The sequence below is a fragment of the Microbacterium sp. MM2322 genome (assembly GCF_964186585.1).
Taxonomy (GTDB): Bacteria; Actinomycetota; Actinomycetes; order Actinomycetales; family Microbacteriaceae; genus Microbacterium.
Window position 1 is genome coordinate 1,214,748 of the sequence record NZ_OZ075067.1, and the last position, 19,809, is coordinate 1,234,556.

Below are 19,809 nucleotides of genomic sequence, written 5' to 3' on the forward strand. Positions count from 1 at the left end.
CGGGCCGACCACGGGGTCAGCGTGCTGCGCCGTCGAGGACGGGCTCGGCCGTCTCAGGCGACTCGATGTCGGCAGGCTCGTCCACGACGTCGGCGGGCGCGACCTCGCCGCGCGGCGCGGTCGCGAAAGCGCGCAGAGAGCCGAGCGTGAAGGCCAACAGCAGACCGATCACGCCGACACCGATGAGGATGGCGCCGAGGATGGCCCAGACCTGTCCGACATAGACCTCCACGCCGGTCGCTGTGCCGGCGTTGAGCGCGGTCTCCATCGTCCCGAGCTTGTCGATCAGGACGACGGCGCCGGCGGCGCTGGACGCGAGGGAGCCTGCAACGAGCAGCCAGAACGGGATGCTGCGGGTCAGGCGGGGGCGGGTGTTCATCGAATCTCCTCCGGGTCGGAGCCGCCCGGTCTCGGACGGCCCGGGCCACTGTTCCCGACGCACCCGGGCAGGAGTGATGCGGACCCTATGAGATCTCAGTGAGACGCGACGGCCGCGTCGGGTACCGGAGCCTTCATTCGGAGGATGACGACCGTCATGGTGGCCGCGGTCAGGGCGGCGAGCACCATATGGACGCCGACGGCGATCTCGGGGAGGCCGTTGCGCGCCTGATACAGGCCCACTGCGATCTGCACGGCTTCAGCCGCGAGGAGCACCGTCGCCCAGGTGCGAGGGCGCAGTGTGCGCGCCCAGGCGACCGCGACGAGGACCAGCGTCAGCGCGAGGAGGGTGTAGCCCGGCCACGCGTGGATGTGCTCGAGGAGCTCCGCGTTGAATCCGTTGCGACCCGCGGCTGCGTCACCCGAGTGGGGGCCCGCGCCGGTGGTCAGGACGCCGAAGGCGATGGTCACAGCGAGGACCGCGGTGGTCAGATGCGCCATGCCCGCGTACCAGGTGGGGACGACTCGGACCCGGCGTGCGGCCGTTTCCTTCATGCGCACCAGGAAGGCGGCGCAGACGCACACCAGGACGAGGGATACGACGTAGTGGAAGCCGACGATGAACGGGTTGAGGCCCGTCAGGACGGTGATGCCACCGACGACGGCCTGCGCGACGACGCCGCCGAGCACGATGAGTGCCAGGACGAAGAGATCGCGGCGGGTGTGCCGCATCCGCCAGACGAGGATGACGACGATGAGCGCCAAGATGCCGACGAGGCCCGTCAGCGTGCGGTTGCCGAACTCGATGACCCCGTGGATGCCCATCTCGGGCGTCGCGACGAGCGACTCCGGCGTGCACGTGGGCCAGGTCGGGCAGCCGAGCCCCGAGCCCGTCAAGCGCACTGCACCGCCTGTGGCGATGATCAGCGTCTCGGCGATGAACGAGAGCCAGGCGAACAGAGGCAGCAGCCGCGGCGTCCGGGTCGCAGACGGGGCGGTCGGTGTCGACGCGGTGATGAGCATGGGGTCGCCTCCGGGCGAGGGGCCGGCACGCCGCGGGGGATGGCCGTGCCTGTAGAATGAAGCAGTCGGCGAGCGCGATCCCCATCGCAGCCCGCACAACGATTCTAGGCGCGGTATCGCGTCGTCAGAGCGGCCAGCAGCGGCATCCCCCCTCGAGCACTCCTCTTGCGGGACGGAATGCCGGAACGGTTGACACCGTTGCCGCCCGTGAGGAGGAAATTCATGTCGGATGTGCTCATCGACCGTCCCGAACTCGAAGGCCTGGGGGTGTACGAGTTCGGCTGGCACGACGCGGATGCCGCCGGTGCCATCGCCCAGCGCGGTATCAACGAGGACGTCGTCCGCGGGATCTCTGCGCTGAAGAGCGAACCCGAGTGGATGCTGAAGACCCGACTCAAGGGCTATCAGCTCTTCGGTCGCAAGCCCATGCCGACGTGGGGCGCTGACCTCTCCGGTATCGACTTCGACAACATCAAGTACTTCGTGCGCTCGACCGAGAAGCAGGCGCAGACGTGGGAGGACCTCCCCGAGGAGATCCGTAACACGTACGAGAAGCTGGGCATCCCCGAGGCGGAGCGTCAGCGCCTCGTCGCCGGTGTCGCCGCGCAGTACGAGTCCGAGGTCGTCTACCACCAGATCCGCGAGGACCTGGAGCAGCAGGGCGTCATCTTCATGGACACCGACACGGCTCTCCGCGAGCACCCCGAGTTCTTCGAGGAGTACTTCGGCACCGTCATCCCGGCCGGCGACAACAAGTTCGCCGCGCTGAACACGGCCGTCTGGTCGGGTGGATCGTTCGTCTACGTCCCGAAGGGCGTCCACGTCGAGATCCCGCTCCAGGCCTACTTCCGCATCAACACCGAGAACATGGGCCAGTTCGAGCGGACGCTGATCATCGCGGACGAGGACAGCTACGTCCACTACATCGAGGGCTGCACCGCGCCGATCTACAAGAGCGACTCGCTGCACTCCGCCGTGGTCGAGATCATCGTGAAGAAGAACGCCCGCGTTCGGTACACGACGATCCAGAACTGGTCGAACAACGTCTACAACCTCGTCACCAAGCGCGCGGTCGCCCACGAGGGCGCGACGATGGAGTGGGTCGACGGCAACATCGGCTCCAAGGTGACGATGAAGTACCCGTCGATCTACCTGATGGGCGAGCACGCGAAGGGCGAGACCCTGTCGGTCGCTTTCGCAGGCCCCGGCCAGCACCAGGACGCCGGCGCGAAGATGATCCACATGGCTCCGTACACGCAGTCGTCGATCGTCTCCAAGTCGATCGCCCGCGGCGGCGGCCGAGCGGGTTACCGCGGCGAGGTCCGCGTGGACGCGAATGCGCACCACTCCGCCAACACGGTGCGGTGCGATGCGCTCCTGGTCGACACGATCTCGCGCTCCGACACGTACCCCGCCATCGACATCCGTGTGGACGACGTGCAGCTCGGCCACGAGGCGACCGTCTCGAAGGTCAGCGAAGAGCAGTTGTTCTATCTCATGAGCCGCGGCATGCCCGAGGACGAGGCGATGGCGATGATCGTGCGCGGCTTCATCGAGCCGATCGCCCGCGAACTGCCCATGGAGTACGCCCTGGAGCTGAACAAGCTCATCGAGATGGGCATGGAAGGATCCGTCGGCTGATGACGACAGCGACTCAGGCCCCCGCATCCGATGCGAAGGGCCACATCGACCCTGCGGCGATGTTGACCGGTAAGGCAGCCGTTCCGGTGCAGACGCGTTCCGCGCGTCCGTGGTCGTTCGACCCGGACGACTTCGGTGCCCCCACGGGCCGCGAGGTCAACTGGAAGCACACCCCCCTCGACCGCGTCGCGTCCCTGCTCGTGAACGAGCCGGCTCCGCACGACGTGATCGGCGTCGAGGTGGCCGGTCCGGATGCCGTTGAGCACCGTCGCCTGCAGAAGGACGAGGGTCCTCGCGGTGAGGTCTTCCGCCCCGAGGACGTCGTGAGCGCGATCGCGTGGGCCCAGGAGCCCGAGGCGCCACTCATCCGCATCCCCGCCGACACGGAGCTCGACGAGCCCGTCCTGGTGACGTTGACCGGTCGCGGTGGTGTCGCGCACGCGCACGTCGTCATCGAGGCGCAGGCGAACTCCCGGGGGACCGTCGTCCTTCGTCACGAGGGCTCCGCCGCGCAGGCCCAGAACGTCGAGATCATCGTGCGGGACGGTGCGTCGCTGACCGTCGTCTCCGTCCAGCGGTGGGACGACGACGCCGTGCACCTCGCGGCGCACCAGGCGCGCGTCGACCGCGACGCGACCCTCACGCACATCGTCGTCAGCCTCGGCGGCGGCCTCGTGCGGGTCAACCCCTCGGTCGAACTCGCCGGTTCCGGCGCGCGGGGCCGCCTCTACGGGCTTTCGTTCGCGGATGCGGGCCAGCACCTCGAGAGCCAGGTCTACCTGCACCACAAGGGCGACCACACGAACGGCGACGTCCTCTACAAGAGTGCGCTGCAGGGCGCGTCGGCACGGACGGTCTGGATCGGCGACGTGCTGATCGGACCGGATGCCGTCGGCACCGACTCCTACGAGGCGAACCGCAACCTGGTCCTCACGGATGGTGCACGCGCCGATTCGATCCCGAACCTCGAGATCGAGACCGGCGACATCGTCGGCGCCGGTCACGCGAGTGCCACCGGACGGTTCGACGACGAGCAGCTCTTCTACCTTCAGGCGCGCGGAATCGACGAGGAGCAGGCACGACGCCTCGTCGTCCTCGGCTTCCTCGCTGAGATCGTCCAGAAGATCGGCATCCCCTCGCTCGAAGAGGAGTTCATCGCCGCGATCGAGGCTGAGCTCACGGCCGGTGTCCCTGCATGAGCGCGCAGAAGGTCCTCAGCCTCAGCGAACTGACCCAGGACGAGGCGGTTCGCGTCGAGGTGAACGGTGTGCCCATGGCGGTCGTGCTCGACGCCCAGGGCGAGGTGCACGCGATCGGCGACACCTGCACCCACGGTGACATCTCACTCGCCGACGGTTTCGTCGAAGGAGAGTCGTTGGAGTGCTGGGCCCACGGGTCCGCGTTCTCGCTGCGCACCGGCCGACCCCTGAACCTCCCGGCCTACGAGCCGGTGCCCGTCTACGAGGTCACGATCGAGGGGGACGATGTCCTCATCGATCCCACCGTGACCAAAGCCGTGAACTGAAGAAAGAAGCTGACATGCCTGTCCTCGAGATCCGCGACCTCCACGTGACGGTCGAGACGGAAAACGGCGAGACCCCGATCCTCAACGGTGTGACGATCACCGTCCGCACCGGCGAGACCCACGCCATCATGGGCCCCAACGGCTCGGGCAAGTCGACGCTCGCGTACACGATCGCCGGTCACCCTAAGTACACCGTCACGAGCGGCACGATCACGCTCGACGGCGTCGATGTCCTCGCGATGTCGGTCGATGAACGCGCCCGTGCCGGCCTGTTCCTGGCCATGCAGTACCCGGTCGAGATCCCCGGTGTGACGGTCACGAACTTCCTCCGTACCGCCAAGACGGCGATCGACGGCGTCGCGCCCTCGATCCGCTCGTGGACCAAGGACGTCAAGGGCGCCATGCAGAACCTGCGCATGGACCCGAAGTTCGCGGCCCGCAACGTCAACGAGGGCTTCTCCGGCGGCGAGAAGAAGCGCCACGAGATCCTCCAGCTCGAGCTCCTTCAGCCCAAGATCGCCATCCTCGACGAGACCGACTCGGGTCTCGACGTCGACGCTCTGAAGATCGTCTCCGAGGGTGTCAACCGCGCGAAGGAGCAGAGCGACATGGGCGTCCTGCTCATCACGCACTACACCCGCATCCTCCGCTACATCCAGCCCGACTTCGTTCACGTCCTCGTGAACGGCCGCGTCGCGGAAGAGGGCGGCCCCGAACTCGCGGCACGACTGGAAGACGAGGGTTACGACCGTTTCCTCACGCCGGTCGGCGGCGAGCAGGCCTAGGATCTTCGCATGACCGACACGCTCGCACCCGAGAAGTACGACGAGGTCACCGAGGCCTTGAAGGACGTGATGGACCCCGAACTCGGAGTCAACATCGTCGACCTCGGCCTGATCTACGACCTGGGATGGGACGACGAGAACGACGCGCTCGTCATCCACATGACCTTGACCTCCGCGGGCTGCCCGCTGACGGATGTTCTCGAGGAACAGACGGGCCAGGCCTTGGACGGCGTGGTGGACCGTTTCCGGATCAACTGGGTCTGGATGCCGCCGTGGGGACCCGAGAAGATCACCGATGACGGCCGCGACATGATGCGGGCCCTCGGGTTCTCGATCTGACCTGACTGCGAAAAGCGGTGCGACGATGTCGCACCGCTTTTTCAGTTCTCCGAGCGGCCCAACCGCCAGTACCCCATGAACGCGACGGCACGGCGATCGACGCCGACCTCGCTCACCAGGTGGCGTCGGAGGGCCTTGATGGCGGATGCCTCGCCGGCGAGCCACGCGTACAACGGAGCGCTCTTCAGAGCGGCACCGCCCTTGGCCGTGCGGGGGACCTCCCACAGGATGTCGTGGTCCACGTCGATCTCCTCGACTTCCGCTCCGATCCCTTGGGGCGCGAGGCGGGAGGCGACCTCCGTGACGGCGGCGATGAGGTGATCGTGGCGGCGGCCTTCGCCCTCCCGTGCGGCCGTGATGAGCTCGAAGCCGGGATGTGCGGGGAGGTAGGCGATGTCGTCGGGGTGGGGGACCTCGAGGACCACGACACCTCGAGCGTCGGCGGGCAACTGCTCGAGGATCCGGGCGATCGCGGGAGCTGCCGTCTCGTCTCCCGCCAGGAGGATGTTGTCGGTCTTCGCCGGGGGCACGAAGTCGATGCCGTAGTTGATGCCGGTGTGGGCTGTCGTGGGGGCGAGGATCAGGACCTCGTCACCGGCCTTCGCATCGGCGATCCAGGCGGAGGCGGGCCCCATCACGTCGTGTGCGACCATGTCGATGTCGACCTCGTTGTCGGCGTTGCGTACCGCGCGAGTCGTGTAGGTCCGCATCACAGGGCGCGCGTCGTCGGGGAGTGCCCGCCACTGGTCGTACCAGTCCTCGCCGGTGGGCATCGAGTCGATAGGTGCCGTCGGGGTGGGGAAGAGGACTTTGACCCGCTGGTCGAATCCCGGGTCACCGTAGATCGAGAGCGCCGTGTCCTTGAAGGTGAAGCGGCGAAAGCTCGGGGTCACGTCGGCGACGGACGCCACGGATGCGCGGAAGAAGGCCATGGTGCTCTGGGTCATCGGTCACTCCGGGGATCAGCGGGCGGCGCCGTCGAGCGGCGCGGGGACGTGGTGGCGGCCGATGGGAAGGACCAACGGTCGACCAGTGAGGGGATCGGGGATGACACGGCTGTCGAGGCCGAACACCTCCTGGACCGTCTCGGCCGTGAGGACGTGCTCGGGCTCGCCCGAGGCGAAGATTCGACCCGCGCACATCGCGACCAGGTGGTCGGCATAGCGGGCGGCCAGATTGAGGTCGTGGAGCACCATCACGATCGTGGTGCCGCGCGTCTGATTCAGGTCGGTCAGCAGGTCGAGGACGTCGATCTGGTGGCTGACGTCGAGGAAGGTCGTCGGCTCGTCGAGGAGCAGGACGTCCGTTTGCTGCGCCAGTGCCATCGCGATCCAGACGCGCTGGCGCTGCCCGCCTGAGAGCTCGTCGACCGGTCGGTCCGCGATGGCGACGATGTCGGTCGCTTCGAGCGCCTCCGCGACGGCGGCATCGTCGGCTGCGGTCCATCGTGCGAGCGGGCCATGGTGCGGTGTCCGGCCGCGGCTGACGAGGTCGGAGACGGCGATGCCCTCAGGGGCGATGGGCGACTGCGGCAGCAGCCCGAGATCGCGCGCGACCTGCTTCGTCGGCATCCGGTGGATGTTCTTGCCGTCGAGGAGGACCTGTCCCGACGTGGGGGAGAGGAGGCGCGCCATCGCCTTGAGCAGCGTCGATTTGCCGCACGCGTTCGCGCCCACGATGGCGGTGACCTTGCCTGCGGGGACGGTGAGGTTCAGGGTGTCGACGATCGTCCGATCGCCGTACGCGAGGGAGATGCCCTCCGCGGTGAGGGTGCGGTGCGCGGTCATAGGGTGCCTCCCGAGCGACTGCTGCGGATGAGAAGGATGATGAGGTACGGCGCGCCGAGCACGCCGGTGACGACGCCGACGGGCAACCGCAGCCCGAGGAGGTACTGTCCGACGAAGTCGGCGACCAGGACGAGGAAGGCGCCGAACAAGCCGGCGACGAGGACGGGCGACCCGACGGGTCCCAGCATCCGCGCCGCGATGGGACCGGCCAGGAAGGCGACGAACGAGATGGGTCCCGCGGCAGCGGTCGCGAACGCCAGCAGGATGACTGCGGCGATGATCAGCATGATCCGTCGACGCTCCACCGGCACCCCGAGGGCTGCTGCCGTGTCATCGCCCAGCCGCATCAGCTCGAGGTCCCGCGTGAGCCACAGGACGACGGGGACACCGATCAGCACGGCGACGGCGAGGGGGACGGCTTCGTTCCAGGACGCCCCGTTCAGATTGCCGGTGATCCAGCGCATGGCCGCCTGAAGGTCCCACTCGGCCGCCCGCGACAGGACGTACGCCACGACGCTGTTGAAGATCGCGGCGACGCCGATCCCGATGAGGATGAACCGTGCTCCCGCACCGCCGTCCTTGAACGCGAGGAGATAGATCGAGAGCGCGGTGACGAGCGCGCCGACCGTGGCGATGATGGCGACGGGCGTCTGGCCGAGCGAGAGGAAGACGATCCCGACGACCGCTGCAGCGCTCGCACCCGCGTTGATCCCGATGATGTCGGGACTCGCGAGCGGATTGCGGAGCATGGTCTGGAAGATCGCTCCGCCGATGCCGAAGCATGCGCCCGCGAGAAGACCGACGGTCGAACGGGGAAGCCGGAGCTCGCCCACGGTGAACGAGGCTCCCGGGACGAGCTGGCCGGTGAGGACGCCCCAGACCTCGGCGGGGGAGTAGAAGGTCTGCCCCACCATCAGCGAGATCGCGTAGGTGAGCGCGACTGCGACTGCCAGTGCGCTCGTGACGAAGATGCGCCGCCGTGCGCGACGTGAACGGCCGAGGCTGACGAGGTCGAGCGTCGACTGCTGAACGGATGCCGCGGTCACAGCGCACGCATCTTCTGGCGGCGGACGATGGCGATGAAGAAGGGGGCGCCGACGAGTGCAGTGACGACACCGACCTCGACTTCCTGCGGCGGGGCGATCACACGACCGATGACGTCGGCGATGGTGAGGAGGCCGCCGCCGACGAGCGCCGAGATGGGCAGGAGCCACCGGTGATCGGGACCGACGAGCAGTCGGCAGACGTGCGGCACGATGAGGCCGACGAACCCGATGGGGCCGGCAACCGCTGTCGCCGCGCCGCAGAGGATGACAGCACCGAGAGCCGCGAGAAGTCGCGCCGTCTGCACGCGTTCGCCGAGCCCCGCCGCCAGGTCGTCGCCGAGAGCCAGGGAGTTGAGCCCGCCGGCCGAGGCGAAGCAGATGGCCGCCCCGACGACGAGGAACGGGATCACGAGAAGGATCTTGTCGGTCGACGCACCGCCGACGCCGCCGATCTGCCAGAAGCGGAACACGCTCATGACGTCGATACGGGGGAGCAGGATCGCGCTGATGAGCGACGTGAAGGCGACCGCCGTCGCGGCGCCTGCGAGCGCCAGCTTGAGGGGACTGGCGCCGCCTCTGCCGAGGGACCCGACCGTGTAGACGAACAGCGCCGCGACCGCCGCGCCGAGCATCGCGAGCCAGATGTAGCCGGAGGCATCCGTGACGCCGAAGAACGCGAGCCCGATGACCACGGCGAGGGAAGCGCCGCCGTTGATGCCGAGGATCTGCGGATCCGCGAGCGGGTTCCGCGTCACTCCCTGCATGACTGTCCCCGCGACCGCCAGCGCGGCCCCGATGATGAGCGCCAGGATCGTTCGGGGAACGCGCTTGGCTACGGCGGCGGCTGACGCTGTGTCGACGTCACCGGCGAGTCCCGCCCAGATGTCGGCCGGGCCCACCGACCGCGCGCCGAGAGTCACGGACAGGACTGCCGCCACCGCCACGAAGGCGATGAGCGCGACCAGCCAGATCACGCGCCGCCGCCGCCGCGGTCGCCGTCGCAGGGACGGGACCGCGGCGGCGGTGGGAGCGAGGGTGATGGACACGTCGATGGATCGGACAGGCTCAGGAAGCCTTCTTCGCCGCCTCCGCGAGCATCGTGATGAATGTCGCCGTGTGGGGGTCGGTGATCGAGAGCGGGCTCGGGTTCGCTGCCGCCGCGAGCGGGTCGTTCACCGACGGCAGGACCACGACGGCGCCGTTCTTCACCGCGGGGATGCGGGACAGGAGCGGGTCCGCCTGCATGGCGGCCAGCGTCGAGTCATCCCCGTACGTCACGAGAACCTGGAGGTCGCTGAAGCGCTCGATGTCCTCCGTGCTGTTGACGATCCAGAACTCCTTCGAGGTCTTCGACTGCTCTTCCACGGTCTTCGGGGGCACGGTTCCGAGATCCTTCAGGAACTTCGCGCGGGGGTCCTCGAGCGTGTAGAACCCGATCTGGCTGAGGTTCGTGGGATCGAAGGAGCTGAACATCGCCTTCTTGCCGGCGATCTCGGGGTACTTCGCGACCTCGTCGTCGAGCGTCTTCGTCAGCGTGGAGACGAGATCTTCGGCTTGCGTCTTCAGACCGAGTGCGGTGCCGTTGGTGATCGTCATGTCCTGCCATGTGGTGCCCCACGCCACCTCGGGGTAGGCGACGACGGGAGCGATCTTGCTGAGCTTGTCGTAGTCCTCGCGGTTCAGCCCCGAGTAGGCGGCGAGGATGACGTCGGGCCGCGAGTCGGCGACGCCCTCGAAATCGATGCCCTGGGCCTCGTCGAACAGCGTGGGGGTCTTGGCGCCGAGCTCCGTGAGCTTGTCCTCCACCCAGGGAAGGACTCCGTCGCCGTCATCGTCGCCCCAGGTGACCTTGGGCATGCCCACCGGCACGACGCCGAGGGCCAGGGCAGCTTCCTGGTTGCCCCACGCGACCGTTGCCACGCGCTCGGGCTTGCTCTTGATCGTGGTGTCACCGAACGCGTTCTTGATGGTGACGGGGAACGCGCTGGATGCCGCGGGGTCCGATGACCCTCCGCCCGCTGCGGGAGCGGCGTTGGTCGCGCAGCCGGTCAGGACGAGAACGGATGCTGCGGCGAGGGCGAGCGCGGTGCGGATGCGAGGCACGGATGTCTCCTGATGAAGATGATTAGGGTCGCCTAACCTTACATCGATCGGAAGACGTGCGGAAACCGGCGATCACTTCTGAGCGCCCGCGTGGGGCGTTGTTCGGCGACCGAACGCCCGCACCGCCTGGCGAGCAGTCAGGGTGGGTAGGTACGCACGCGCCAGCGCCAGTCCGATCGCCGGCAGCGCCAGGGGGTCGGCGTAGACCAGGTGCAGTTGGCGGAACTCGGGCCGGAACTTCGTCTTGAACCGAAGGAGCGAGCGGAACCCGTACACCGGCTCGAGTGAGCGGCTGAGGACGGCGAGGATCGCGCGAACGGATGCCGACTGACCGTCGGGGCCGCGGTCGACGGCGAGGGGTGCCCCCGAGAGACTGACGAAGTCCAGCGCCTCCTCGCCCGCATGCAGGATCGTCCGCGCGATCAAGAACTCCATGACGCCGTTCATGCTGTCGGGCGCGCGGCGCATGAAATCGAGCGTCCAGCCTCGAATCCGACCCTCGTGGAACGTCGGGAGCCAGCTCGTCACGGCGTGGACGCGGTCCTCGCCGTCGACGGCGATCATCAGCTTGACATCGCTGTCGAGGAGTTCGTCGAGGCCGCCGAGCGTGAAGCCCATCTCCGGAAGATCGCGCTCGGCGACCCAGAGTTCGGAGATCTCGCGCACCTGAGCGGCGTGGCGGGCCGGCAGGTCGCGGAACGCGACCCACGATGCCGTGAGTCCTTCCTTCTCGGCGCGGTTGATCGCCGTGCGGATGTCCTTCATCTTGCCGCCCTGCAGCGACCAGCCGGTGGGGCGGATGACGGTCTCTTCCGCGACGGCGATGGAACCGTATCCGCGGTCGGCGAGCGCACCGCGGAGCTCATCGGTGACGGAGTAGAAGGCGACCGTCCACCCGTGATGGGCGCAGTGCCGGGCGAACGTTTCCGCGACGGCTACCCCGTCGCCCGCCGGGGCGATCGGGTCGCCGGTGGTGATGGCGACATCGTTGATCACCCGATACGCCACGGCGCCGCCGGTGGGAGCGAACCAGTAGTCGTTCCCGTCCCACGTGGCCATCCACGAGAGTGTGCTGGCGGAGCCCGCGCGGAGGAGCTTTTCGATCCTCGTGCGATCCGGACCCCGGGCGGTGTCGATGGGAGAACGGTTCTGCATGCCCCGGTGCGCGATGACGATCAGCAGGATCCAGAACAGGGGCCCGACCCACTGCGAGGCCGCCACCGCGACGGGACCGGTCGCCACCATGTCCACCGGTTCGAACGCGAGGAAACCGACCGGGATGTAGTGCTCGGGCAGATCCAGTACGAGCGCGGCGAGCGAGGCCGTCGGGGCGAACTGCTCGCGGGCGGCCCAGGCGATGGCGAGGTATCCCGCAGCCGTCCCGAGGAAGGCGATCGCCCCCAGACCGAGGAATCGACCCGCCACACGTCCACCGTGCCCGGCTGGGAAGAGGGGGCGGGCGAGGATCAGGATGGCCGCGATGCCTGCCGGGACAAGTGCTGCAACGACATCGAATGCGCCGAACTCCTCCGCGGCGGCCGACTGGAAACGCGTGTACTCGGCGGTGGCGACGAGAGGGAGGAATCCGTAATAGACCGCCGCGAGCGCCGCGAACAGGAGGTTCAGCGAGATGGCGAGGTACAGACCGACGCGACGACCGCGGTAGATCCCGCGCGCGGCGAGGAGTAACGCGATCAGGGGAAGGACGGTGACGAGCACTGCACCCGGTCCATCCAGTCGGATCAAGGCGACGGCATCCAGGCACTGACGTGTGAAGTCGCCCGTCTCGCATCGTGCTGCGACGAACGCGGGGTCGTGGAGCGGATCGCGGAACAACGACCCCAGGGGATTGAGGACGCCGATGCTGTGCGGGGCGAGGATCGACACGACGGGGCCGAGGGCCGTCACCGCCACGATCGCCGACAGGAGCGTCCGTGCTTCTCGTCGACTCGCCCGAGGGCGTGTGATCTCCGGTCGTCGGTGCGCGAGGAGGAGTCCGGCGAGGATGCCGGCGATCCCCGCACCCAGCCGGTACTGGTCGGCGGGGGCTCCGGCGTACAGGACGAGCATCGCCAGGATGGCGAACCCGATGATCCGCACCCGCCTTCGCAGAAGGGGACGCGCGAACGCGGTCGCCGCCATGATGGTGCCGGCGACGGCGATGGTCGGATCGAAGACATGGTGCCCGCGGGTCGCTTGCGCGCCGTACAGGTTGGAGGCCAGGCCGAGCGCCTGCGCCGACAGTCCGAGGGCGATCCCGAGCACGGTGACCGCGGCGAACACCGCCAGCATCCGGAGATGCCCCATGCGTCGTTCGCTCCACCCGAGCCCGGCGACGACTGCCAGGAGGGTGAGCGCCAGACCGCCGGGCTTCGGGACGAAGAACACCGCCGTGAACACCGAGAGCCAGTCGTGATTGAGGAGAACCGTGTCGAACCCGGTGGACGCGATCGCATCGAGCGTGCGACGGAACTCCCCGTCCGGTCGTGTGAAGCGGTAGACGCTCGCGAGGGCGACGACGGCGGCGATCCCCCAGGTCGTGGGCACCGACCGCGCGAGCCGCGCCGCGGCATCCCACGCGGCGCGAAGGCGCTCCCCGCGCGGTGGCGCCGTCGTTCCTGGCGAGGTCATCGGTCGAGCCCCCAATGATCGGCGATGAGGACCAGCCCGCGGGCGAAAATCTGTGCCCACGCGTGGGAGTCGTGCGCCGTGTTCGGCACTTCGATGTAGTGCGTCGTCATCCCTGCTGCGCGAGCGTCGGACACGAGTGTGCGGATGCCGGGCATGAATCGGACGTCCAGTGCTCCCACGCCGAAGACGGCGATCGTGTTCTCATACGGTGCGTGGGCGGCCATGATGGCGGAGGGTGCGGCGGCGGCGAACGCCGCGGCGTCGCCGCCGAAGCCCTCCGCGATGGTCTTTTCGTCGGATCCCAGCGACGGGTGCAGCTGTCCGGACGCGTCGAGGATGGCATTGAACAACTCGGGATGCTGCGCTCCCAACTGACTCGCACACGTTCCACCCTGGGAGAGCCCACCGACACCCCACGAACCGGGTGCGAGAGTCGCGTTGAGATGCGTCCGAATCCACTGCGGGACGTCGACGGTGAGGTAGGTCGCGGAGTTGCCCGCGCGGGCGGAGTCGATGCACATCGGATTCGTCTCGGGAGAGCCCAGCTGATCGGGTGACACGACGATGGGTGCAAGCCCCCGGTGTGCCGCGGCGTAGGCGTCGAGGTGTTCGCCGAGCCGGTCGACGATGAGGGGGTTCTCCGGGCGGCCGGGCTGCCCCGACATCATGATGAGGACAGGAAGACGGGGCGGGTTCCGCACGAGTGCGGCGGGCGGTAGGTAGACCACGGCGGGTCGGGCCTGGAACCCCGACACCGTTCCCGGGATGACGACGGAGCCCAGGGCGCCGTGGGCCGGAATGTCCGCCGGTGGTCGCCACGAGGCGATCGTCGGCGCGTCACTTCCCGCGCGAGCGATCGTCGGGAGTCCTTCTTCCACGGAGCTGATGCCGAGAGCGCTTCCGAGGGTCGGGTACTCGCCGAAGTCGATGTTCACCCCCATCGCAGCCGTTCCGACGAAGAGCACGATGGCCAGGATGCTGCCGATGACGCGTCGCCACGTGGCGCGGATGAGCGAGGCGAGAGCGAGGCCGACGCCGGCGAAGCCCGCGACGATCCATCCCCGGACGACGGGGGTCAGGTCGGCGTCGAACAGGTCGAGCCGGTCGGAGAGGAGCCACGTCGACGCGAATCCGAGCATGCCGCCGACGAGGGTCGAGGTCGCGGCCACGATCGCCCAGGTCCGGCCTCGCCAGCGGCGCGACGGCCGGAGGGCGAGGAGCAGGAGGAGTGCTGTCGCTGCGAGGAGGTCGGTGACGATGACAACGGGTCCGTCGGTGATACCGACTCCCAGCAGAACGTTCATGGTGCTCCTTCGAACCCAGTCTCGTTCCGGCGGTGTGGCAAACCTGGTCACCGAGGCTATATCGCGGTGACTTCATAGTCGAGGCATAGGAATGGGGTCGCACGCTCACGGCCGGCCCCGTACGGGGCATCTCCGTATACTGGGGGTTTGGCCACTCGGCCGCCCTCCCTGAAAGAACGGACGTCTGCTGTGCTCGCCGTGCACGATCTCGAGATCCGCGTCGGTGCGCGCACGCTCATGTCGGACGTCTCCTTCCGGGTGTCGCCCGGCGACAAGATCGGACTGGTCGGGCGTAACGGTGCCGGCAAGACGACGCTGACCAAGGTCCTCGCGGGCGATCTGATCCCCGCAGACGGCAAGGTGGATCGCATCGGCGAACTCGGATACCTTCCGCAGGATCCGCGCACGGGTGACCCCGAGATGTTGGCACGCACGCGCATCCTCGACGCTCGGGGGCTCGGTTCGCTGGTTGTCGGGATGCGCGAGACTGCAGACGAGATGGCGTCGACGGATGCCGCTGCCGCCGATCGTGCGATGCGCAAGTACGGGTCGCTCACCGAGCGGTTCGAGGCACTGGGCGGGTACGCCGCAGAAGCGGAGGCCGCGTCGATCGCGCACAACCTGTCTCTGCCGGATCGCATTCTCGACCAGCCGCTCAAGACGCTCTCGGGTGGTCAGCGGCGACGCATCGAGCTCGCCCGCATCCTCTTCTCCGACGCACAGACGATGATCCTCGATGAGCCGACGAACCACCTCGACGCCGACAGCGTCGTGTGGCTGCGCGAGTTCCTGAAGGGCTACAAGGGCGGGCTGATTGTGATCAGCCACGACATCGAGCTCGTCGGCGAGACGGTCAACCGCGTGTTCTATCTCGACGCGATGCGCCAGGTCATCGACGTCTACAACATGAACTGGAAGAACTACCTCCGCCAGCGCGCCGCCGACGAGGAGCGCCGTCGCAAGGAGCGCGCGAACGCCGAGAAGAAGGCGACCGCCCTCCAGCAGCAGGCCGCGCGGTTCGGCGCGAAGGCGAGCAAGGCGGCCGCGGCCCACCAGATGGTCGCCCGGGCGGAGAAGCTCCTCGCGGGTCTCGACGACGTTCGGCAGGATGACCGCGTGGCGAAGCTCCGCTTCCCCAAGCCCGCGCCCTGCGGCAAGACACCGCTCATGGCCAAGAACCTCTCGAAGTCCTACGGGTCGCTCGAGATCTTCGCGAGCGTGGACCTCGCCATCGATCGCGGCTCACGCGTGGTGGTGCTGGGCCTCAACGGTGCGGGAAAGACGACGCTCCTCCGCATCCTCGCCGGCGTCGACAAGGCCGACACCGGGATCATCGAGCCGGGTCACGGCCTGAAGATCGGCTACTACGCCCAGGAGCACGAGAACCTCGACGTCGGTCGTTCCGTGCTGGAGAACATGATGTCGGCGGCTCCCGACATCACCGCCACCGAGGCGCGAAAGGTGCTGGGTTCGTTCCTGTTCACCGGCGATGACGTCTTGAAGCCTGCCGGCGTTCTCTCCGGCGGCGAGAAGACGCGACTGTCGCTCGCGACTCTCGTCGTCTCGTCGGCGAACATGCTGCTGCTCGACGAGCCCACGAACAACCTGGACCCGGCCTCCCGCGAGGAGATCCTCGGTGCGCTCGCGCACTACGAGGGTGCTGTCGTGCTCGTGTCCCACGATGAGGGCGCCGTCGAGGCGCTGAACCCGGAGCGCGTGCTCATCCTCCCCGACGGGGTCGAGGACATCTGGGGCCGCGACTACATCGACCTCATCACGCTGGCCTGACGCGGCTGAGCGTGGTCAGCGGGCGTCGAGGAGCTCGTCCTCGGCCTCCATGTCGCTGTCGCGGCGTCGAGCCGTCGCTCGGGGCGAGCGCGTACGTGTGCCGCTCTCCTCGTCCTCGCGCCGGTGCCGGATCTCGGTTCGGATCATGTACCAGATGAAGGCGAACCCCATCACGGCGAAGAGGATCCACTGGATCGCGTAGGACAGGTACGGTCCGGGATCGGCGGACGGGTCTTCGAGGGAGTTCGGCCGCTCCACTGGCCGCGGCGTCTCGTCCGTCATGAGGACGTAGGCGGAGTCGACCATGACGCCGGACTGCCCGGTCTCCTTGCCGATCAGGTCGAGATCGATCGTCGGCACCTGGCCATCGGCGGCGATGCGCCCCTCGCGGGCGGCGGGCTCTCCGGCCTGGAGCCGCCCGGTCACGGTGACCTCTCCCGCCGGGGGCGCCGGAATCTCATCGGGTTCGGGCTGATCGTCGCCCGGGCGGACCCAGCCCCGGTCGACGAGGACGACACGTCCGTCATCGGTGCGGAGGGGAACGAGGACTTCGAACGCACTCGTGCCGCCATGCGGGCGGTTGCGGACGAGAAGGGCCTCATCGGTGAGGTATTCACCGGTCAGCTCGACCGGCCGCCACTCGTCTTCCGGGTCGAACGCGCCGCCCTCGGGAATGAGCTCCGACAGTGGCACCGCCTCGCGCGAGTAGTTGTTCTTCACCAGCGTGAGCTCCGCGTCCCGCTCGGCGTTGCGCGAGAACTGCCAGTTCGACAGCATCGCGCAGGCGATCGCGAAGACGACCGCCATCGCCACGTAACCGCTCCAGCGGAGCGCCGTCTCCCTGGTCATGAGGCGGATGCGGATGCGAGGGGGAGGACGTCGACCGGGAAGCTCCGCGACGCGAGGTAGTCGCGGAGGAACTCGACGTGGTCAGGACACGCGACCCACACCTTGCGCCGTTCGGCGGAGTGGATGCGGGGGTTCCGCCAGACGACCTGCCACTCGGCATCCGTGCGGCATCCCGCTCGGGAGCACTGCGCGACGCTCATCGATCCTCCCGCGGGGGGTTCTCCTGAATCCGGATGATCCCGTCGTCGGTGGCCGGCGGGGGAGCGGGCGAGGAGGTCGTCGCCTCGATCTCGCGCGAGGGGCGCTCCGCGATGATGACCTCTTCCTGGTTGCCGGTGTTGGCGACGACGACGGCGAGGTACGGAAGGACGGCGGCGCCGGCCGCGAAGATCCAGGTCTGCCAGCCGTAGGGCGTCACCGTGACCATCAGGATGAAGCAGGCGACGCGGACCGTCATCATGATGATGTAGCGACGGCTTCGGGAACGTGCGTCGACCTCGGGTGCGGTGGCGAGCGAGGTCGCGGACTGCGTGCGGTCGTGCTTGGTGTGGCGAGACGTGAGAAGGCTCCTCAGGAATACTGGCTGAGGGCCGGCATGGACGCAGCGAATGCGACGATGAAGATCAGCCAGAAGGCGATGATCAGCACGAGAATTCCCGTGCCCACCCAGCCGACGATGGTTCCGCCCAGCGCGAGACCGCGGCCGTTCTCGCCGGAGGTCTTCAGCTGCTTGAGGGCCATGTGGCCCGTGATGACGCCCACGATGGACGCCACGAACGGAAGGATCGTCAGTCCCGCGATCGACGCGATGAGCGACACGATCGCGAGCACGTTGGTCGGACGGGCAGGCACGGCGTACCCGTAGCCAGGCTGTCCGTACGCCGGCTGTCCGTATGCCGGCTGAGCGTACGGCTGCTGTCCGTAACCCGGGGCGACGGGAGCCTGCTGTCCGTAGGGTGCCGAGGGCTGACCATAGGCCGGCGGAGCGTACGGCGGGGCGACCGGAGACGACACGTCCGGCGCGGGCGGTGCCGGCGGCGTGTTGGCGGGCTGCGGCGGGGTGTTCGTGGCGTCGGTCACGTCCGTCTCCTTCAGGCGAGTTGGCCTCCAGCCTACCGGTCGGTCACGCCGCTAGGCTGGTGCGGTTCACCCGGCTCGAAGCAAGGAGAAGAATGTCCCGCGAACGCGTCGTCCTGGTCACCGGAGGCAACCGCGGCATCGGCCGTGCGATCGCGGAGCGGTTCGTGTCGGAGGGGTATTCCGTCGCGGTGACGGCTCGTTCCGGCGAGGGCCCCGAGGGGACGCTGACCGTCCGAGCCGACGTCACCGATGCCGCCTCGCTGGATGCCGCCTACACCGAAGTCGAGCAGAAGCTCGGACCCGTGGAGGTCGTGGTCGCCAACGCCGGGATCACCAAGGACACCCTGCTGCTGCGGATGACCGAGGACGACTTCGACTCGGTCGTCTCCACCAACCTCGGCGGTGCGTTCCGCGTCGTCAAGCGGGCAGCGAAGGGGATGCTGCGCGCGAAATGGGGCCGCGTCATCCTCATATCCTCCGTCGTCGGCCTGTACGGCTCGGCGGGACAGATCAACTATTCGTCGTCGAAGAGCGCGCTCGTGGGGTTCGCCCGCTCGTTGACGCGTGAGCTGGGTTCGCGGAACATCACCGCGAACGTGGTCGCTCCCGGGTTCATCGAGACGGACATGACCGCCGCCCTCCCGGACGACACCCAGGCCGACTACAAGAAGAGCATTCCCGCCGCCCGGTTCGGTGCTGCCGAAGAAGTCGCTGCCGCGGTCGTGTGGCTCGCGTCCGACGACGCCGCTTACATCTCCGGCGCCGTCATCCCGGTCGACGGCGGCCTCGGCATGGGGCACTGACGCAGGTCAGCGCACCGCCGCGGCGATCCGGCGTGCCAGCTCGTCCGGAGCGGAGAACTGGGGCCAGTGCCCGGTGCCGAGTCGGACGACCTCTGCCTCCTGGATGGCATCGAACTCGGCGGCGAAGTCACCCCACGCCGTCACCACCTCGCGGAACGTCGGCTCGTCCATCGATCCCATCAGCATCGTGACGGGGATGCGGTGCCGCGCCGTTCCCTCCAGGGGAAGCGGGTCGGTCGGCACACGCTCGGGCACGGATGCCGCGAGAGGCGCCGTGCGTGCGCGCGTCGCGTCGTCGAGGTCTGCGGTGTCCTCGGCGTCGAAGAATTCCCACCCCGGGAACGGCACGACGCCGTTTTCAACGGGGAACTCCGAGATCGACGCACCGGGGGGCGGCGGCGTCGTGTCGACGAAGACGACGCGGCGGACGACGTCTGCGCGCTGCTCGGCAGCTGCCCAGGCGACGTTGCCGCCACCGCTGTGACCGACGAGGACGACGGGCCCACCGACGCGATCGATCTCGGCCACGACCGCGTCGATCCAGTCGCTGAGGCCCGTGTCGGATGCCGGCTCGCCCACACCGGGCAGGGTCAGGGGATGCGGGGTGTGTCCGGCGTCACGCAGCGCGGGGACGACGTCGTCCCAGGAAGAGGCCGTCAACCACAGGCCGGGGATCAGGATGATGTCCATGACGGGAGGCTACGCCGCCCTCCCGACATCGCCCAGA

At 68.3% G+C, this 19,809-nt stretch carries 21 protein-coding genes; 7 read left to right on the top strand and 14 right to left on the bottom strand.

What is annotated here, in order from left to right; translation table 11 throughout:
- Window positions 1-16: 16 nt before the first annotated feature.
- Window positions 17-379 (bottom strand): dinucleotide-utilizing enzyme, encoded by a 363-nt coding sequence (locus ABQ271_RS05885; protein ID WP_349310560.1) that lies wholly within the window; start codon window positions 377-379, stop codon window positions 17-19.
- A gap of 95 nt (window positions 380-474) precedes the next feature.
- Window positions 475-1,401 (bottom strand): COX15/CtaA family protein, encoded by a 927-nt coding sequence (locus tag ABQ271_RS05890; protein ID WP_349310561.1) that lies wholly within the window; start codon window positions 1,399-1,401, stop codon window positions 475-477.
- 222 nt (window positions 1,402-1,623) lie between these two features.
- Here ABQ271_RS05890 and sufB point away from each other — a divergent pair, with 222 nt between their 5' ends.
- Genes sufB through ABQ271_RS05915 form a run of 5 tightly spaced genes read left to right on the top strand, consistent with a single transcriptional unit; the run spans window position 1,624 to window position 5,691 of the window.
- Entirely contained in the window at window positions 1,624-3,042 is a 1,419-nt protein-coding gene (gene sufB, locus ABQ271_RS05895) for a Fe-S cluster assembly protein SufB (protein ID WP_036308589.1), read from the top strand.
- Window positions 3,042-4,241 carry a Fe-S cluster assembly protein SufD gene (gene sufD, locus ABQ271_RS05900; RefSeq protein ID WP_349310562.1) on the top strand — a complete coding sequence of 400 codons (1,200 nt, stop codon included), beginning with the start codon at window positions 3,042-3,044 and terminating at the stop codon, window positions 4,239-4,241. The genes sufB and sufD overlap by 1 nt, the downstream gene beginning before the upstream one ends.
- The gene (locus ABQ271_RS05905) at window positions 4,238-4,567 is read left to right on the top strand and encodes a non-heme iron oxygenase ferredoxin subunit (protein ID WP_349310563.1); all 330 of its coding nucleotides are present in this window, start codon (window positions 4,238-4,240) and stop codon (window positions 4,565-4,567) included. Before sufD ends, ABQ271_RS05905 begins: the two co-directional genes overlap by 4 nt.
- Before the next feature lie 14 nt (window positions 4,568-4,581).
- Window positions 4,582-5,352 carry a Fe-S cluster assembly ATPase SufC gene (gene sufC / locus ABQ271_RS05910; RefSeq protein WP_349310564.1) on the top strand — a complete coding sequence of 257 codons (771 nt, stop codon included), beginning with the start codon at window positions 4,582-4,584 and terminating at the stop codon, window positions 5,350-5,352.
- Between the two features lie 9 nt (window positions 5,353-5,361).
- Complete coding sequence (locus ABQ271_RS05915) at window positions 5,362-5,691, top strand: metal-sulfur cluster assembly factor (RefSeq protein WP_036308596.1); 330 nt, start codon at window positions 5,362-5,364, stop codon at window positions 5,689-5,691.
- Window positions 5,692-5,732: 41 nt separating this feature from the next.
- On the opposite strand, the gene ABQ271_RS05920 is transcribed toward ABQ271_RS05915, so the two are convergent.
- From ABQ271_RS05920 to ABQ271_RS05950, 7 genes are all read right to left on the bottom strand, one after another.
- The gene (locus ABQ271_RS05920) at window positions 5,733-6,638 is read right to left on the bottom strand and encodes a siderophore-interacting protein (RefSeq protein ID WP_349310565.1); all 906 of its coding nucleotides are present in this window, start codon (window positions 6,636-6,638) and stop codon (window positions 5,733-5,735) included.
- Between the two features lie 15 nt (window positions 6,639-6,653).
- On the bottom strand, window positions 6,654-7,478 hold the full coding sequence (locus ABQ271_RS05925; protein ID WP_349310566.1) for an ABC transporter ATP-binding protein: 825 nt from the start codon (window positions 7,476-7,478) through the stop codon (window positions 6,654-6,656).
- Complete coding sequence (locus ABQ271_RS05930) at window positions 7,475-8,524, bottom strand: iron chelate uptake ABC transporter family permease subunit (RefSeq protein ID WP_349310567.1); 1,050 nt, start codon at window positions 8,522-8,524, stop codon at window positions 7,475-7,477. The genes ABQ271_RS05925 and ABQ271_RS05930 overlap by 4 nt, the downstream gene beginning before the upstream one ends.
- Entirely contained in the window at window positions 8,521-9,570 is a 1,050-nt protein-coding gene (locus tag ABQ271_RS05935) for an iron ABC transporter permease (protein ID WP_349310568.1), read from the bottom strand. The genes ABQ271_RS05930 and ABQ271_RS05935 overlap by 4 nt, the downstream gene beginning before the upstream one ends.
- A gap of 19 nt (window positions 9,571-9,589) precedes the next feature.
- Entirely contained in the window at window positions 9,590-10,627 is a 1,038-nt protein-coding gene (locus ABQ271_RS05940; protein WP_349310569.1) for an iron-siderophore ABC transporter substrate-binding protein, read from the bottom strand.
- Window positions 10,628-10,699: 72 nt separating this feature from the next.
- Complete coding sequence (locus ABQ271_RS05945; RefSeq protein WP_349310570.1) at window positions 10,700-13,258, bottom strand: DUF2156 domain-containing protein; 2,559 nt, start codon at window positions 13,256-13,258, stop codon at window positions 10,700-10,702.
- A complete protein-coding gene (locus ABQ271_RS05950; RefSeq protein ID WP_349310571.1) occupies window positions 13,255-14,562 on the bottom strand; it encodes an alpha/beta hydrolase-fold protein in 1,308 nt (435 codons plus the stop codon). Before ABQ271_RS05950 ends, ABQ271_RS05945 begins: the two co-directional genes overlap by 4 nt.
- 189 nt (window positions 14,563-14,751) lie before the next feature.
- On the opposite strand from ABQ271_RS05950, the gene ABQ271_RS05955 reads away from it, so the two are divergent.
- Entirely contained in the window at window positions 14,752-16,350 is a 1,599-nt protein-coding gene (locus ABQ271_RS05955) for an ABC-F family ATP-binding cassette domain-containing protein (RefSeq protein WP_349310860.1), read from the top strand.
- 15 nt (window positions 16,351-16,365) lie between these two features.
- Here the strand turns inward: ABQ271_RS05955 and ABQ271_RS05960 are convergent, their stop codons facing one another.
- Genes ABQ271_RS05960 through ABQ271_RS05975 form a run of 4 tightly spaced genes read right to left on the bottom strand, consistent with a single transcriptional unit; the run spans window position 16,366 to window position 18,279 of the window.
- On the bottom strand, window positions 16,366-17,199 hold the full coding sequence (locus ABQ271_RS05960; protein WP_349310572.1) for an SURF1 family protein: 834 nt from the start codon (window positions 17,197-17,199) through the stop codon (window positions 16,366-16,368).
- Window positions 17,196-17,399, bottom strand: coding sequence for a hypothetical protein (locus tag ABQ271_RS05965; RefSeq protein WP_349310573.1), 204 nt, complete (start codon window positions 17,397-17,399; stop codon window positions 17,196-17,198). Before ABQ271_RS05965 ends, ABQ271_RS05960 begins: the two co-directional genes overlap by 4 nt.
- Window positions 17,396-17,869: a DUF3099 domain-containing protein gene (locus ABQ271_RS05970; RefSeq protein ID WP_349310861.1), complete on the bottom strand. Its 474-nt coding sequence runs from the start codon at window positions 17,867-17,869 to the stop codon at window positions 17,396-17,398. The genes ABQ271_RS05965 and ABQ271_RS05970 overlap by 4 nt, the downstream gene beginning before the upstream one ends.
- A complete protein-coding gene (locus ABQ271_RS05975) occupies window positions 17,770-18,279 on the bottom strand; it encodes a DUF4190 domain-containing protein (RefSeq protein WP_349310574.1) in 510 nt (169 codons plus the stop codon). Before ABQ271_RS05975 ends, ABQ271_RS05970 begins: the two co-directional genes overlap by 100 nt.
- Before the next feature lie 92 nt (window positions 18,280-18,371).
- Here ABQ271_RS05975 and fabG point away from each other — a divergent pair, with 92 nt between their 5' ends.
- A complete protein-coding gene (fabG, locus tag ABQ271_RS05980) occupies window positions 18,372-19,082 on the top strand; it encodes a 3-oxoacyl-ACP reductase FabG (protein ID WP_349310575.1) in 711 nt (236 codons plus the stop codon).
- A gap of 6 nt (window positions 19,083-19,088) precedes the next feature.
- On the opposite strand, the gene ABQ271_RS05985 is transcribed toward fabG, so the two are convergent.
- Window positions 19,089-19,772, bottom strand: coding sequence for an alpha/beta hydrolase (locus tag ABQ271_RS05985; RefSeq protein WP_349310576.1), 684 nt, complete (start codon window positions 19,770-19,772; stop codon window positions 19,089-19,091).
- Window positions 19,773-19,809 lie beyond the last annotated feature (37 nt).

Excerpts from the sequence above, each read along its gene's own strand:
- ABQ271_RS05885 (WP_349310560.1), bottom strand. The coding sequence starts at position 379 with ATGAACACCCGCCCCCGCCTGACCCGCAGCATCCCGTTCTGGCTGCTC.
- ABQ271_RS05890 (WP_349310561.1), bottom strand. The coding sequence starts at position 1,401 with ATGCTCATCACCGCGTCGACACCGACCGCCCCGTCTGCGACCCGGACG.
- sufB (WP_036308589.1), top strand. The coding sequence starts at position 1,624 with ATGTCGGATGTGCTCATCGACCGTCCCGAACTCGAAGGCCTGGGGGTG.
- sufD (WP_349310562.1), top strand. The coding sequence starts at position 3,042 with ATGACGACAGCGACTCAGGCCCCCGCATCCGATGCGAAGGGCCACATC.
- ABQ271_RS05905 (WP_349310563.1), top strand. The coding sequence starts at position 4,238 with ATGAGCGCGCAGAAGGTCCTCAGCCTCAGCGAACTGACCCAGGACGAG.
- sufC (WP_349310564.1), top strand. The coding sequence starts at position 4,582 with ATGCCTGTCCTCGAGATCCGCGACCTCCACGTGACGGTCGAGACGGAA.
- ABQ271_RS05915 (WP_036308596.1), top strand. The coding sequence starts at position 5,362 with ATGACCGACACGCTCGCACCCGAGAAGTACGACGAGGTCACCGAGGCC.
- ABQ271_RS05920 (WP_349310565.1), bottom strand. The coding sequence starts at position 6,638 with ATGACCCAGAGCACCATGGCCTTCTTCCGCGCATCCGTGGCGTCCGTC.
- ABQ271_RS05925 (WP_349310566.1), bottom strand. The coding sequence starts at position 7,478 with ATGACCGCGCACCGCACCCTCACCGCGGAGGGCATCTCCCTCGCGTAC.
- ABQ271_RS05945 (WP_349310570.1), bottom strand. The coding sequence starts at position 13,258 with ATGACCTCGCCAGGAACGACGGCGCCACCGCGCGGGGAGCGCCTTCGC.
- ABQ271_RS05950 (WP_349310571.1), bottom strand. The coding sequence starts at position 14,562 with ATGAACGTTCTGCTGGGAGTCGGTATCACCGACGGACCCGTTGTCATC.
- ABQ271_RS05960 (WP_349310572.1), bottom strand. The coding sequence starts at position 17,199 with ATGACCAGGGAGACGGCGCTCCGCTGGAGCGGTTACGTGGCGATGGCG.
- ABQ271_RS05965 (WP_349310573.1), bottom strand. The coding sequence starts at position 17,399 with ATGAGCGTCGCGCAGTGCTCCCGAGCGGGATGCCGCACGGATGCCGAG.
- fabG (WP_349310575.1), top strand. The coding sequence starts at position 18,372 with ATGTCCCGCGAACGCGTCGTCCTGGTCACCGGAGGCAACCGCGGCATC.
- ABQ271_RS05985 (WP_349310576.1), bottom strand. The coding sequence starts at position 19,772 with ATGGACATCATCCTGATCCCCGGCCTGTGGTTGACGGCCTCTTCCTGG.